Genomic DNA, 15142 nt, shown 5'->3' with positions numbered 1-15142 from the left:
TGTGTCATCGGAGTGTACGTGTGAATATATCTTTAGTTCAACTTATATAGATTGAAAAATTCCACTTTTTGTATCGGAAAGGAAAGATGCACATTGAATACTCTTGAATCTCTGGTAAATGCTATGCCTTTTGTTAGCCAAATGTTCCGTGACGACATATCCATATCCATTAATGATCATGAGAAGGTATTGTATTTTTCCGAAGCAAAAAGTCTGGAGATTGGCGTGAAGGTTGGGGATGAGCTGCATGATGATTATAAACATTTCAAAATGCTGACTAACAGAGATTCCCGTACCGTGGCACGCATGCCTGGTGATCTGCAGGGCAGACCTTTTGATGCCATTCTAATCCCTATTAAAGAGAACGATCAGGTCGTGGGTATATTGGGTGTGAACTACGCACTGGATAGTCACATGACACTGGAAACGCTGATCCGTGAAAATGAAACAACCATTAATGCGCTCGTCGGCGGCATTCAGCAGATTGCGGCACATTCCGAAGAACTCTCCGCTACATCGGAAGAGATTCTGCGCAATTCCAAAAAAGCTTCAGAGAACTCGGTCAGTGTAAGTAAAGTAACAAACGTCATTCGTGAAGTATCGGAACAAACCAATCTGCTTGGACTAAACGCCATGATAGAGGCAGCCCGTGTGGGCGATCAGGGGGCCGGATTCGGTGTGGTGGCCAGTGAAGTACGTAAACTGTCGGATCATACGAAACAAGCAGCAGCTGATATCGAATCGTCCCTAGGCAGCGTGCAAGATTCCATGAAACATATGGAGCAAGAGATCGGTCAGATTACAACCGCAACAGTGGATCAGGCTAAGCTTGTTACCGAGTTCATGGAAAGTATCGAACAGCTTAGTGAGACAAGCGCGAATCTGAAAAAGTTCGTACATCAGATGCTGGCGCTCGAATAACAATAGAGTTCCACAACAGAAAGAACAAACGATATGAAATGTACATAACAAATGATTTAGAATGTGAAAAGCCTCCGCTGACTTCCCTTTACAGGAAGTCAGCGGAGGCTTTGTTTCGTACTTGCGGTGATATCACCTTTACGGTTTATGCTCACACGGCTGTTATATCTCTACAGCGACGCCAAAATGGTCAGACACGACCGGTCCGTTTTTACCATTCAAGACCACGGTAGAAGATTTAGCCTGAATCGGACGATTGGAGAAAATATAGTCGATCCGAAGATCGCGTTTGTTATCTGCCCAGCCGGCAATGGCCTTCACCACGGTTGCTCCTTCATCCTTTTGCAATGCTGTATTGTACAGGTCATTCCATCCTTTGCTCATCATATAATCATAGCCTTCATCACGCACTTCCGCGACATTATTGAAATCACCCATTATAAATAACGGCTGGTCCATGTAGGGGGCAAGCTTGCTCTCCGTCAAATCCCACTGTCCCTTGAAAGGTTCCTGCGCATCATCCCACCAGTTATAATGTCCGTTCACAAACCAGGTTGCTTCACCTTGGACGACCGTCTGAATTCCCACAATCTTGCGTGTACGATAGTTGTTATAATCTCGCATGTGGGACACGTATTCCCCAAAAGCCTGCTTAATCGGCGTCCGGCTAAGGATCGCCAATCCTTCATCGTATTTTTGAAACCCAACATGCGCGGGAATCCACGTCCAGTAATATTGCTCTGTCAGCTGCTGAAGCAGGACGTAGGCATAGTTGTCTTTTTTAATCACTGCATCGGGTTCAGTAGCATAATACATCTTCAGTTCTTCTTCAGAAAGCGCGACTTCCTGCATCGATTGGTTGACCTCCTGCATGGAGATCACATCGAATTGATGTGTATTAATAAAATCAGCCAGTTGATTGATCTTGTTCAGTTGATCCTCTTCCGCCCAAGCGTGTGTGTTTAACGTAAGTATTTTCATATGCTCTCTCCTGTTGTGTGTAATATGGCCGTTTCCCCGGCCTGCATCGTTCCTGAAAGGAATACATACCATAAGCATACACAATATGGTGCAATCATGCATTCCGTCCGCCAGCAGAACCGACGTGTTCATCCTGATTCCAGTTGGTCTAAAATAACTTCAAATTCTTCATAACCCATGCACGGATCGGCTCATAACTGATATGATGGATACAACAAATTTACAACATCACGTCATAGACGTGGTGATTACTGAACCTATGTTTACCCCAGGAGATGGAATGATGAACATACCGAATAACATGAGGATGGATGATGCGCAGTGGCAACAGTTGATCAGGCAGGTTGCAGAGCATTTTAATAACCTGACGATCATGCGCGGATTCCAATATTATAAACAGAAACGTGTCGGACCATTAACCTATTCCGAACAACAAGGGATCTCGGCCGTTGTACAAGGATCGGAAGAATATGAGGTCACCCTTAGCATGCAATCCCTGACTACAAGTCATTGTACCTGCCCGGTGAGTTCCGTATGCAAACATATGACGGCTGTATTGATGAGTTATGCCGAGCAACTTGAGCGACCTGTCCATGCCATTGTGAATGCGCACTCCAGTACTTCGCTCAAACAAACGACTAAACCCGTCGGGGCCATGTCCGCAGGACTATCCAGCTATGCAGATGCCGATGAACAACAGGATATGGACATTCCGGACAACCAATACAGCCAGATCAAGGAACGTGCCACAGAGCTTGCTGATCTCGAAATCTCGGAATGGCACGAACTATTCCACTCCTGTCTGAGACGGCTGGGTACTGGCACAGCAAGCACATCCTACGTACAGGAAGCAACGGACGAGCTGTATGCCATTAAACCAAGGCTGTCCGCTGCAATGGACCAACTTTTTGAACTACATGTGCAGCTGCACCTCATCCGATTCTGCGTGCCGCCGGCTCGTAATTCAATCACTCATACCCCCGTGTACTTGAGCTACCCTGCCCAGCTCGCGGTGGATGCACTTCTGAAAGACATTGAACGGATCTTTAACCATCCGCTAGACCTGTCAGGTCTAAAGGGAAACAAGCTTGAACAACTTTGGAACAGACTGGCCGAAACCTCGGCTTATTTACGCAAACAGATGATGCCTGAGACAGCCAGCATGATGTTCTTCACTCCGATCTATCGACAACTGTGGTTGAACTGGATCGTACCTGAGCTGCAAGGGTCGCGGGACATGTTAGTGTCGGAACAGGCCATCTTAGATGATATAGAACGCAATATAACCGCCGCTTCGTCACCTTCCCAGTCAGGTGGGAGTGTCTTGGGTAGCGCTCAAAATAATGGAAGTAGTAGTGATAGACCAGGCAAAGCCGTAACACTGCCTTTACCACTCATACTCGCGCAGAGCTGGATGCACTTCCATCTGGGGCAAGATGATCAGGCATGGCAGCGACTCATCCATGGAAGCTCGGCCTACGGCTTCCCGCCAGAACAACTGTTGCATTTTCTCCATGTACTCGCAGATTCGGCTGAATGGAAGCGACTTGGGGATTGGTTGGTACAACTTGGCCCCCTTCTGGCGAATCGGCGTAATACACCTTTGAATGATTACATGCATCTATGGGATACGGCCATTCAACATCTGCCCGATGCAGAGAACCGTATGTGGGACACGCTTGTCAGTATGCTTCCCCACTCCCGCCCCGCCTACGAAGATGCTATGCATTCGCGTGGACAGTGGCGCAGATGGATTGATTTTCAGCTGAGTACGGGAACGGAACCTCTCGAATTCCGCGTAGCGATGCTGCAACCAATCGAAAAAGATGCACCTGAGCTGCTGCTTCCCTTCTATCATCAGGCAGTGGAGCGTTATATCGGACACAAAAACAGGGACGGATACAAAGCAGCGGTGAAGCTGTTGAAACGTCTGTCCAAAATCTATAAAAAAATGAAGCAAGAAGCGCACTGGGAGCAATTCATCACCACACTCGCCGTTCGTAACAGTCGGCTGCGCGCCCTGCAGGAAGAGCTTCGGAAAGGTAAACTGATCTCATGAGCTTAATTCATCCTTACACTGAAACGATTGAGGTTCACGTCGCTTTAACCGGATATGGCGATGCTTTGTTTTACGGAGCACTCAACACACACCACTTTGTACCGGGACAGTCGCTTAAGCAGCGATTGTTCGCTTGGCATGCGCCTTCCTTCTACGGGACCGAACTGGAAGTTCGGCAGATTGAGGAGATTGAGCTGGTTGTTCTGCCTGCGGAAGAAGTGATTCCCTTTTTTGCCGAGATGCATACGCTGCTTCATATTGAATGGAAGTGGGACGAGCAAGCGGAATATCTGATTCGACTAGCTCCAGCACTGGCATCCTCCATAGAGAAAAGAAAATACGTACCTAGCTTCGAGGCATACCGTGCAGGACAGCTTCAGTGGACCTGGGACCCGGATAGCTTGAAAAAGCAGGATCGGGCATCGCTTACCAAAGCGATTCAGCAAACGGACGAGAGTTATGCCGAAGGACTTGGGGCGGCCTATTCCGCCTTTGTATTCCAGCGCTGGTACAGTTCGGAAGAAGCTGCAACGGATCTGCGGCGTGAATTCCCGCAGTTGTTCCCAGAGCGTGGCACTCTACCCAAGACAGCCGGGATGGATGCTCAGTCCTGGCTCGTATCCATTGGCTGGAAAGCAGATGCCGCACCATTCAGACCCATGCTGCAATTGCAGGAGCCGGACGAGGATGAGCCATCTTGGCGGCTGCGATTGGTGTTGCAGAACAAGCTGGATGCCGCTGTATTGGTGCCCGTCATGCTGGATTCACGGGGCAGACTTGAAGGTGAATGGCCAGAGGTATGGACACCGTTCATTCTGGATCGCTCGGCCGGATGGCTGGATCAGCTGCGTGCACATCTGCCGCGTCTTGGAAGCTCCATTAGTGGTAGGCGGGATGTGCTGAGTGATCCTTTGGGAGATCAGGAAGCCTGGCAGTTCCTGACGCAGGATAGCGGGCGGTTACTCGCAGCGGGCTGGCAAGTTCTGCTGCCTGGTTGGTGGGAAGCAGCCCGTAAGAAGAAACCAAAGCTGCGTGCTAAGGTACAGCCGGAGGAAGGCAGTGAACGGGGACAGTCGTTCTTTGGACTGGACTCGATTATTCATTTTGACTGGCGAATTGCGATTGGTGACACGGATCTCAGCGAAGATGAATTCGCCGACCTTGTTGCCCGTAATGAACGACTGGTTCGCTTCCGTGGAGAATGGGTTCCTCTCGACCCCGACCTGCTGGAACAGATACGTCGTGCCATGGGCGGTGTAGATCGGGAACAGGGACTCTCATTCCAGGATATTCTGCACCTGCATCTGCTGCACAATGAGCAACGGGAATATCGCAACCAGAAATGGAAGGAAGGACAACAAACCGAGGAAGAGCAGCCACCACAGGATGATCAGAACATTCGGCTGGAAGTAGAACTGAATGAGCACCTGAACCGGGTTATTGCACAACTCGGGGGCGGACAAGGCGGCGCACCTTCCCTGCCCATTCCGACAGGGCTTCATGCCGAGTTGCGATCGTATCAGAAGGAAGGTTTTGCATGGCTTGGTTTCCTGCGCAGATTTGGCCTTGGGGCATGTCTTGCCGATGATATGGGTCTCGGGAAAACCATTCAGTTCATCACGTATCTGTTACACATCAAGGATCATGAACCACGTAAGCCGGGACAAGCCCCGGTTCTTCTGATCTGCCCAACCTCCGTACTGGGCAACTGGCAAAAGGAAATTAGCCGCTTCGCACCCTCCATTAATGTCAGTCTGCATTATGGCGCACGCCGATTAAGTGGAGAAGAATTCCGGGATCAGACTGAGCAGGTGGATATTATTATCACGTCCTTTGCTACGGCTACACTGGATCAGGAGATGTTACAAACCTATACGTGGTCATGCATCTGTCTCGATGAAGCGCAGAATATCAAAAACGCCCAGACCAAACAGTCGCTGGCTGTCCGCAGCTTCCCTGCGAAACACCGCATTGCCATGACAGGTACGCCGATCGAGAATAGGTTGTCCGAGCTGTGGTCGATCTATGACTTTATCAATCCAGGATATCTGGGCAACGCCCGGGCATTCCAGACTCGCTTCATCAGTGCCATTGAAAAAGATAAAGATGAGCAGCGCATGCAGGATTTACAGCAATTGGTGAAACCATTCATGCTACGCCGTAAGAAAAAAGATCCCAATATCCAGCTTGATCTGCCGGACAAAAACGAGATGAAGACTTACATTCACCTTACGGGCGAACAAAGTGCATTGTATGACCAGTCCGTACAGGCCCTGATGGATAAAATGAAAGAGCTGGAAGGCATCAAGCGCAAAGGTGCCATTCTATCGGCGTTAACCCAGCTCAAGCAACTGTGTGACCACCCTCTGCTGTTGACCAAAGAGGCTTTGCCTGAGGAACTGCCTGAAGACGGCGCATTAACATCTGCTTATGACTTGTACAGTCCGCAAGATATGGCGATGCTGATTAGTCGCTCCGCAAAACTGGAACGACTGATGGAACTTGTCCGGGAATTGCGGGACGAAGGCGAGCGATGCCTTATTTTCACCCAATACATCGGTATGGGACAGATGCTGCAACAGGTACTGCGTCAGGAGTTGCAGGAGCCTGTGCTGTATCTGCACGGGGGTACCTCCAAAACGGCAAGGGATCGTATGATTGAGGAATTCCAATCCCGTACATTGCCTGAGGATAAGCAACCTTCCGTCTTCATTCTGTCCATCAAGGCAGGCGGTGTGGGGTTGAATCTGACCGCAGCCAATCATGTCTTCCATTTTGACCGCTGGTGGAACCCTGCTGTTGAGAATCAAGCCACCGACCGGGCTTACCGGATGGGTCAGACCAAAGATGTTCAGGTGCATAAGTTCATCTCTCTTGGCACATTGGAGGAGCGGATCGACGAGATGTTGGAGAGCAAACAGCAGCTCAGCGATAACATCATCACAAGCTCTGAGAACTGGATTACCGAATTGTCGACGGACGAGTTGCAGGATCTGTTCACTCGGCGTCGTGACTGGTCGGGCTAACTTGGATTAGATGATATATATCATAAAAAAAGAGAAACACAAAAAGAGCGAAGTTTCGGAATTTGAATTCCGACTTCGCTCTTTTTGTATTGTTGCAGCAGTTAATCATCCGTTCTTAACGCATGTTACCGATGATGGATGATCTCGAATCCTGCATTTTTTTGACAAAGTTTGTCATGACATCAAACGCTTCATTGCGCTTGTTGGACATGGACTGCAGACGAAGCATGTCCATCTGTTGCGAGTTGCTTGCAGCATCAATTTGACCTTTCAGCTTTTGAACAGCTGCTTCATCCCCGTTTTGCTGGGCTACCTGCAATTGAGAGTTCAACTCCGCGATCTGTTGATTACGGTTCTGTACTTCCTGGATTTGCGTTTGCAATTGCGCATCCAGCAATTTGGCGCGTTCGCTCTGAACCATCATCAAAGCCGTTTCGATATCCATACTGCTAATGTTGATAGGTGTTACGCCAGAGATGTTGGAGACTGAAACTGTGCTCGCTGAAGCTGAAGAGACGATGGATACTGCAGCAACAGCAGCAACTACTGTTGAAGCGAAAAATTTGCCTGAACGTTTCATGAATGTTCCTCCAAGTATATATGTAATTTGTACCAGTTTTTTGTTGGCATCTTCCGCCATTCTAAATCAAAAGAACTAGTTGTACAATCAAATTAACTTCAAATTTGAATTAATCTCAATTTCCCTTACACCCGCCTACCTCCGCTTACAATTTGAGTAAATTAAGCAGGGCATACTAAGTAAAAGTGCATTCTTACGGGCATATTTACTACGACTAGTTTGTTCTTTACTCCAACGCTTGAAAGTCACATTGGAGATTGACGATACGTTCATGATTTTACTTTAGAACATGGTTATGTTATATTCACTAATAGATTTTACACAATTTAATTTTGTGATATTTAATATAAATTGATGTTATATACTTTACGGGAGGTTTTTTATATGAAAAAGATACTGGTTGTTCTAACAAATGTAGATAAGTACGCAACGAAGGATGAGCCTACCGGCTTGTGGCTGAGCGAAGCAACTCACTTTATTGAAGAGTTTGACCATAATGACAATGTTCAGATCGATCTGGTTAGCCCTAAAGGTGGTAACGTACCTCTTGATCCGAAAAGCCTCGGCGATTCTCTGGATGAGAGCACCAAAGCCTATTTCGAGAACGAAACGTTCATGAACCAATTGAAAAATACGTTGAAACCTGGCGAAGTAAATGCGAGTGACTACGATGCAATCTACTTCACAGGAGGTCACGGTACAATGTGGGATTTCCCGGACAATGCCGAACTTCAAGAGCTTTCTCGTGATATCTATGAAAAAGGTGGCGTTGTATCCGGCGTGTGCCACGGGGTTACAGCCCTGTTGAATGTGAAGCTGTCCAACGGCCTGCTTTTGATCAACGACAAAACCGTTTCCGGCTTCACGAATGAAGAAGAAACATTGGCTCAACAAACCGAGTATGTTCCTTTCCTGCTGGAAGATGCTTTGAGAGAACGCGCTGCACAATATGATAAAGCTGCTGCCTTCGGTTCCTATGTCACAACAGATGGCCGCGTGGTCACAGGACAGAATCCGCAATCTAGCAAAGCTGTAGCTGAAAGTGTTAAACAACTGCTGGGTCTGTAAAATAAACCGATCGATCCCTCTCCTCCCCCAGGAGATCATATAGATGTACAAAGCAAAACAGCACGTGATCCGTCATAATCTGACAGAACACATGCTGTTTTTTTCTAGTGATTTGTCGAAGCAGAAGCTTCCGTTGCTGTTCCTCCAGCCAAACGCTTCACGATGTAAGGCACGGTCACCGACGTCAGGATCACGGCAAACGCAATCTGAGCGATAGCTGTGTCTACATATGGTGCATACGCCGGATTGAACCCGGCAGCCATCGAAGGCACCACCATGGACAATCCAGCAACCGAACATGTCGCAGCCGCTGCGTAACCTGGTCGTCTTAATATCGTGCGATCGATTCCAATGAGCGGCAACATGCAGATCAGCAAAAATAACACCGTGACCAACAAACCGGACAGACTGGACTGAAATGCAATACGCAGATCAATATTGGACCCGAAGCTGGTACCTAGAAAAGGTAGTAGAATCAGTGTTCCCGGAGCAAACATCTTCTGTATGTTGCTATCCAGGTTACCAAGCAGTATCCCGATCAAGAAAGGTACTAGTGTAGCAAATACACTGAGATAATCGATACCGACGCCGCTTGCCGAATTCAATATCATGACCGGAATAACCGGTACGGCGATCAGATTCAGAATGCCAAACGCAGCACGATCCACATCATCTCCATACGTGTTCATCAAGGCCAGATATAATCCTGGATTACAACTGGTCAGAACGGCAATGAAGGCTACCGCAGAAACTCCCCCGACCCCACTTATGCCAAAAAAGTGTACAAACGCCCATCCGAACAGGCAGCTGATGAGGATGCGTGAAATACAGAGCACCCCTGCTCTCTTCAAAGTCACCAGAAGCTGTGACAAGTTAAGCTGTGTTCCTGATATCAGTAAAATCATACCGATCAGCACCATGGTACCTTTCGATGTGAACAGCGCTGTTGTTGGATCTCCGATCTGAAAAAACGATGGAAACACCGTGTTGATGACCGCGGCGACCAGCATGGGAACAATCAGCAAGCCGCCGGGTATTTTTTTGATACGACCCAGAATGTTCATGGTGCGTTACAGTTCTGCTCCGTTGGTACGGATCACATTCTGATACCAGAAGAAGGAATCCTTACGATATCTTTTCAGCGTACCATTGCCATAGTCGTCCTGATCCACATAGATAAATCCGTACCGTTTGCTCATCTCGGAGGTCCCTGAACTGATCATGTCGATAGGTCCCCACATCGTGTATCCCAACACTTCGACCCCATCGGCAATGGCGAGTCCCATCTGTTCGATATGTTTGCTCAGGAAATCAATCCGGTACGGATCGTTGATCGTTCCGTCCTCATTCAGTTTGTCGTAGAAGCCTGAGCTGTTCTCCAGAATAAAGACAGGTTTTTGATATCGATCATAGACGAGATTCAGCGTATAACGCAGGCCAATGGGATCAATCTGCCAACCCCACTCGTTAGCCGGCAGATGCGGGTTTTTATATACACTGTGTACATTGCCTGCCGTTAGTTCGAGTTGTTCGGTATCACTACTGGAAATCATGGAGTTGTAATACGACATCCCCACAAAATCAGCCGTGTGTGCGCGAATGCTATCCAGATCGCCATCCTCGATGTTCAACTGGATTTCCTTGTTTTTAAAATACGTTTTACTATAGTAAGGATACTCGCCTTTATTGAGCACATCGAGATAAAATTGATTTTTCATCTGATCATCCTGCTGCATCTGAAGTGCGTCCTCCGGCTTGCAAGTGTAAGGATACGTTGTAAAATAAGCCACCATACTTCCGATCTGGTTATTCGGATCAATCTCATGTGCCATCTTGGTTGCTCTGGACGCAGCTACAAATTGATGATGCAGCCCCTGGAACAGCATTTCTTCATAATTTGGAGCATCATAATCAATAATTCCCAGTGTCTTGGCCGATGCTTTCACGCTCATATTGATTTCGTTGAACGTCACCCAATATTTCACTTTGCCCTTGTAGCGATTAAACAACACATCACAATAGTTCACATACAGATCGATCAGCTTGCGGTTATACCATCCTCCGAACTTGTCCATCAGTACAATTGGCGTATCAAAGTGACTGATGGTGATCAAGGGCTCCATACCGTGTTTAAGACATTCATCAATCACCTGATCATAGAACTCTAGTGCCTTTTCGTTCGGAGCGGCATCGTCGCCACCTGGAAATACTCTGGCCCATGAAATGGAATAACGGAATACTTTGAAGCCCATCTCAGCAAACAAGGCGATATCCTCACGGAAAGAATGATAAAAATCAATTCCCCGGCGCTTGGGATATTTAACTGTATCCGGGTCATTCCTGGCCTCTTCAATCATCTCCCAATTCACTCTGATCTGCTTGGTCACTTTGCGGTCGTTCTTCTCGTTAAATTTCATCACTTCAGGGATGGTCAGACTCTTGCCGTCCACATTATAAGCTCCCTCGGCCTGACAGGCAGACAGTGCACCACCCCACAAAAAATCTTTTGGAAAATTGGAATTTGTCATTTTAGTTTCCTCCTGTTATTACGTGTTATTAAGTCTTATTTCAGTTTTTATGGGATCAGCTTCATTAGCGCTTCGCTCTCCCGGATCGGGCCGCTGGTCGCTGTAGTCAGTACGTCTCCATACTGTTGCATGTTGGTTACCACAATCGATGTAATGGTGTTATAACCTGCTGACGTAATGCCCTCCGGATCAAAATCAACCAATAAATCCCCTGCCTTGATTGTCTGTCCTTGCTCGATATGGGCGTTAAAATATTTCCCTTTCAGACTGACGGTATCCACCCCGATATGAATCAGGATCTCAACACCATTCGTTGCCTTCAAACCGATGGCGTGTTTGGTGCGATAAAGCGCCTCAACTACTCCGTCAAATGGAGCGTATACCTTGCCATCTGTCGGAACGATTGCAATGCCTTTACCCATTAACTCTTGGGCAAATGCCTGATCTTCCACTTCAGAGATCGGTTTGATCTCCCCTGTCATTGGACTAACGATAAGCATGTCAGAAGATGTGGATGTCAGTGATGATACGGACGCTGTAGTTGCCTCTGTGGCAACGGCTGTCTGATTGCTATTTACTTTATCCGTAGCTTGCTGCTTCGATTTATTTCCATCTGTATCTTCCTTGATGCCAGCCAACAGCGTGAACACAAACCCGAGTACAACGGCGGCAATACAACCAATAACGACATACATGTAACGATCAGAGGAATACGTGCCAATTGCCAATACACCTGGCAGTGAAATTGCATTCGCTGTTGTATGCACCAAGCTGTAGAATCCACCGACTAATCCACCTGCCAGGCAACCTGCGAAAAACGGACGTTTGTATTTCAGCGTTACACCATAGATCGCCGGCTCGGTAATCCCGAACAACGCGGTGAATCCACTCGAAGCAGCTGCTGATTTCATCGTTTTACTCTTCGTCAGTACAAACACACCGAAGGCTGCTCCAGCCTGAGCCAAATTTGCTGCCAGTGCCGTTGGTAACAACACGGTTGCGCCCAGTGTAGCCACTTGTTGAACCTGAATCGGCATGATGGCATAGTGCATACCGAACATAACCATGATCGGTTTGAAAAATCCAAGAATCGCACCAGCAAGAACACCTGCAGTGGAGAACAATGAGTTAATGCCATTCGTCAACCAGTCACCGATATATGAACCTACTGGGCCAAGCACGATCAGTTCCACTGGAATCATAATGAACAAAACAATCATTGGGGTAAGCAGGACCTGTAGAAACTTGGGAATCACTCGATTGACGATCGGATACACATAACTCATAATCCATACCGCCAAAATGATTGGAATGACGGAAGAGGAATATTTCATCAACAGAATCGGCATGCCGAGAAAATCAATACTGTTTACACCCGTCTCAGCAATCTGAGCCGCAGCGTTCAAAATGGTTGGATGCATTAGTCCCGCAGCAAGAGCTACCGCCAAATAGGGATTGGTTTTGAAACGGTTTGCTGCACTGACAGCCAGGAAGAACGGCATGAAGTAGAAAATGCAGTCCCCGATCATGTTAATGATTGTCAGGAAACCGGAGCCTTCTAGGTAACCCATGGCAGTTATAACGGTAGCCAAACATTTGATCATCCCGCAACCAACAAGTGCTGGCAGAACAGGCGTGAATATACCTGCGATGGTTTCAAGCACTACATTGACGGGGTTACGTCTCTTTTTCGGCCCACTGTCTGTAGACTCTGTAAGCTCGCCAATCTTGTCAGAAGTTAGATTCTTCACTTCACTGTATACCGCGTCTACTTTAGCACCGATAACAACCTGAACCTGTCCACCGGAATTTTGTGCCTTGAGCACGCCTTCGAGCTGATCCAGCGCCTTGAGGTCTGCTTTGTTATCATCCTTCAAAACGAATCTCAAACGGGTTGCACAGTGTGTCAGACCCGATATATTTTGCTCGCCGCCAACGAGATCAAGTACGTTTTTAGCCAAGTCTTTATTGTTCATGACCCTTCTCCTCTACATGAATAAATTGGATATATAAAAAATGACCAAGCCGGGGAATCGTCATTCCCTACGCTTGGTCATGCCTGATCGAATCAGTAACAGTCCAATATGGATTATTTGGTTAGTTCCTTCATTAGGTTCATTCTGTTGGTTCATTCGAGATCAATCGTTGAATATGCAAGATCAAGTATAATTTTTCATCATCCGAACAGGTCCAGCCATAGTTATTTTCCAGAAAGTCCGCAATCTTCTCCACACAAGCGAGTTCTTTCGGAAACTTCTCCTTCACCATTAGAAACAGCGATTCATTCTCGTCTTTGAGCGACTTACCGCTCATCTGCCTCAGAATGAAATACCGGATATGTGTGGCAAAGCGCATGAAATGGATGGAATCCTCCTGAAAGTCAATTTTGAGCGCATATTTGATCACGGACAGAATCTCACCCGTAACTGTGGTCACCTTGGTGGTATCCGTCATCTCTCCCGATCCCACCTGTGCATTGACAAAATGTAATGCAATCAGTGTTGTTTCGGCTGTTGGCAGAGCGATATCCGTTTTTTCCTGAATCAGCTTCAGCGCAGCCTCCCCCACCCGGGTCTCGTCCGGATAGAGTGTCCGCACTTCCCATTCCAGCGGATTTTTGATACGGATACCTTCTCTAGTTCGGGTTAATGCAAAACTGATATGGTCAGACAGGGTGAGAAGCAGATTCGGGTTAAATGTTTTATTCAGGATCTGACTGCCCAGCTTGATGACTTCCTCCGCAAGATAAATATCCTCAATTGGAATACTGTTCAGCAGGTCATACATACGGATGTTCTTTGGTGCTACAAATATTTTCTCCACCAAGTCCGTCTCCGTCAGCTCATAGGGCGTTTTCAGAAATCCTACACCCTTGCCTACGACAAAAACCTCTTCGTTATGTTCATTAATAGCGATGGCTACGTTATTGTTTACTTTCTTGATAACCTTCAATGTTCTCACCCCCCAACAAAAAATAAAAAAAGACCGAAAGCGATTACAGTAAAGCAATCGAATTCGGTCATGCCTGGTTTCCCCAGTAACAGTCCGTGTTATGAATATAAGTTTATTATAGTGCTGTTTTCGAAAAAGTCAATCATCCAATCTTAGGGAAACATGGCTCTGCAAAGCAGATGAAAAAAACAAAGCGCTGTGGTACAATGAAGGAATTGTGTATTCACAGACAGACATGTGGGTAAAGGTGCTGAATCGATTGTGGATCAGTGCCCTTTATTCATGATTATGCTGCCATTCTAGGGAGGCTTATGGAACAACCATGCTCATCATTGGTATCGCCGGAGGAACCGGCTCCGGTAAAACGACGGTAGCTCGCTCCGTTATAGACCGTCTGGGATCAGGTAAGGTTACGTTTATATCCCAAGACAATTATTACAAAGACCAGTCGCAGCTCACACCTGAGCAACGCCGACTCACCAATTACGATCACCCGTTTGCATTCGATAATGATCTGTTGATTGAGCATCTCACCCTGTTGAAAAAAGGCCAAGCGGCGTATGCCCCCGTATATGACTTCACCATAGATAACCGTGCTGCCAATGAGACGGTTGAACTGGCACCGAACCATATTGTCATTGTAGAAGGATTGCATGTGCTGATTGATGAACATCTTCGCAGTCTGATGGACATTAAAGTATTTGTTGATACTGATTCCGATGTTCGGATTCTACGGAGAGTCCTGCGGGATATTGAAGAACGCGGACGCACGATCCAATCCGTGTACAAACAATATCTCGAAACGGTAAAACCAATGCACGATGCTTTTATCGAGCCATCCAAAAAGTATGCCGATATCATTATTCCAGAAGGCGGACATAATGAAGTAGGTATTCAGATGTTATCCATCCTCACCGAGAAATACCTCACCGGAGAGAATTGGAACGGCGCTTAGTTTGTTTCAAAGCAACACAATAGAAATCCAGGTTACGATACAGCGTAATCTGGATTTTTTGTTGATTTTTCA

11 protein-coding genes are annotated in these 15142 nt (G+C 47.0%); 5 read left to right on the top strand and 6 right to left on the bottom strand.

The window, feature by feature from the left end:
* Positions 1 to 93 precede the first annotated feature (93 nt).
* Positions 94 to 921 carry a methyl-accepting chemotaxis protein gene (locus MHI48_RS01345; protein ID WP_017691152.1) on the top strand — a complete coding sequence of 276 codons (828 nt, stop codon included), beginning with the start codon at positions 94 to 96 and terminating at the stop codon, positions 919 to 921.
* A gap of 162 nt (positions 922 to 1083) precedes the next feature.
* Here the strand turns inward: MHI48_RS01345 and MHI48_RS01340 are convergent, their stop codons facing one another.
* Entirely contained in the window at positions 1084 to 1902 is an 819-nt protein-coding gene (locus tag MHI48_RS01340; protein ID WP_076329659.1) for an endonuclease/exonuclease/phosphatase family protein, read from the bottom strand.
* 280 nt (positions 1903 to 2182) lie between these two features.
* Between MHI48_RS01340 and MHI48_RS01335 the strand changes: the two genes are divergently transcribed.
* Positions 2183 to 3961: an SWIM zinc finger domain-containing protein gene (locus MHI48_RS01335; protein ID WP_076329658.1), complete on the top strand. Its 1779-nt coding sequence runs from the start codon at positions 2183 to 2185 to the stop codon at positions 3959 to 3961.
* A 5-nt stretch (positions 3962 to 3966) separates the two neighbouring features.
* Complete coding sequence (locus tag MHI48_RS01330; protein WP_405144568.1) at positions 3967 to 6987, top strand: DEAD/DEAH box helicase; 3021 nt, start codon at positions 3967 to 3969, stop codon at positions 6985 to 6987.
* 115 nt (positions 6988 to 7102) lie between these two features.
* Here the strand turns inward: MHI48_RS01330 and MHI48_RS01325 are convergent, their stop codons facing one another.
* On the bottom strand, positions 7103 to 7567 hold the full coding sequence (locus MHI48_RS01325) for a hypothetical protein (RefSeq protein WP_051447427.1): 465 nt from the start codon (positions 7565 to 7567) through the stop codon (positions 7103 to 7105).
* 384 nt (positions 7568 to 7951) lie between these two features.
* On the opposite strand from MHI48_RS01325, the gene MHI48_RS01320 reads away from it, so the two are divergent.
* Positions 7952 to 8635: a type 1 glutamine amidotransferase domain-containing protein gene (locus MHI48_RS01320; RefSeq protein WP_076320081.1), complete on the top strand. Its 684-nt coding sequence runs from the start codon at positions 7952 to 7954 to the stop codon at positions 8633 to 8635.
* Positions 8636 to 8739: 104 nt separating this feature from the next.
* Here the strand turns inward: MHI48_RS01320 and MHI48_RS01315 are convergent, their stop codons facing one another.
* From MHI48_RS01315 to MHI48_RS01300, 4 genes are all read right to left on the bottom strand, one after another.
* Positions 8740 to 9699, bottom strand: a complete 960-nt coding sequence (locus MHI48_RS01315; RefSeq protein WP_405142803.1) for a 2-keto-3-deoxygluconate permease — start codon at positions 9697 to 9699, stop codon at positions 8740 to 8742.
* A 6-nt stretch (positions 9700 to 9705) separates the two neighbouring features.
* Positions 9706 to 11163 carry a glycoside hydrolase family 1 protein gene (locus MHI48_RS01310; protein WP_405142801.1) on the bottom strand — a complete coding sequence of 486 codons (1458 nt, stop codon included), beginning with the start codon at positions 11161 to 11163 and terminating at the stop codon, positions 9706 to 9708.
* A 47-nt stretch (positions 11164 to 11210) separates the two neighbouring features.
* Entirely contained in the window at positions 11211 to 13139 is a 1929-nt protein-coding gene (locus MHI48_RS01305) for a beta-glucoside-specific PTS transporter subunit IIABC (protein ID WP_405142799.1), read from the bottom strand.
* A 139-nt stretch (positions 13140 to 13278) separates the two neighbouring features.
* A complete protein-coding gene (locus MHI48_RS01300) occupies positions 13279 to 14124 on the bottom strand; it encodes a PRD domain-containing protein (protein WP_405142797.1) in 846 nt (281 codons plus the stop codon).
* Between the two features lie 313 nt (positions 14125 to 14437).
* Between MHI48_RS01300 and udk the strand changes: the two genes are divergently transcribed.
* The gene (gene udk, locus MHI48_RS01295; RefSeq protein ID WP_017691162.1) at positions 14438 to 15070 is read left to right on the top strand and encodes a uridine kinase; all 633 of its coding nucleotides are present in this window, start codon (positions 14438 to 14440) and stop codon (positions 15068 to 15070) included.
* Positions 15071 to 15142 lie beyond the last annotated feature (72 nt).

Source organism: Paenibacillus sp. FSL H7-0942, assembly GCF_045040715.1.
Lineage (GTDB): Bacteria > Bacillota > Bacilli > Paenibacillales > Paenibacillaceae > Paenibacillus > Paenibacillus amylolyticus.
The sequence above is the reverse complement of the archived record's forward strand: the minus strand, read 5'-3'. Positions and strand labels throughout refer to the sequence as shown.

Bases quoted from the DNA above. Each gene is read 5' to 3' on its own strand.
- MHI48_RS01340 (WP_076329659.1), bottom strand. From the start codon at position 1,902: ATGAAAATACTTACGTTAAACACACACGCTTGGGCGGAAGAGGATCAA.
- MHI48_RS01335 (WP_076329658.1), top strand. From the start codon at position 2,183: ATGATGAACATACCGAATAACATGAGGATGGATGATGCGCAGTGGCAA.
- MHI48_RS01325 (WP_051447427.1), bottom strand. From the start codon at position 7,567: ATGAAACGTTCAGGCAAATTTTTCGCTTCAACAGTAGTTGCTGCTGTT.
- MHI48_RS01320 (WP_076320081.1), top strand. From the start codon at position 7,952: ATGAAAAAGATACTGGTTGTTCTAACAAATGTAGATAAGTACGCAACG.
- MHI48_RS01315 (WP_405142803.1), bottom strand. From the start codon at position 9,699: ATGAACATTCTGGGTCGTATCAAAAAAATACCCGGCGGCTTGCTGATT.
- MHI48_RS01310 (WP_405142801.1), bottom strand. From the start codon at position 11,163: ATGACAAATTCCAATTTTCCAAAAGATTTTTTGTGGGGTGGTGCACTG.
- MHI48_RS01305 (WP_405142799.1), bottom strand. From the start codon at position 13,139: ATGAACAATAAAGACTTGGCTAAAAACGTACTTGATCTCGTTGGCGGC.
- udk (WP_017691162.1), top strand. From the start codon at position 14,438: ATGCTCATCATTGGTATCGCCGGAGGAACCGGCTCCGGTAAAACGACG.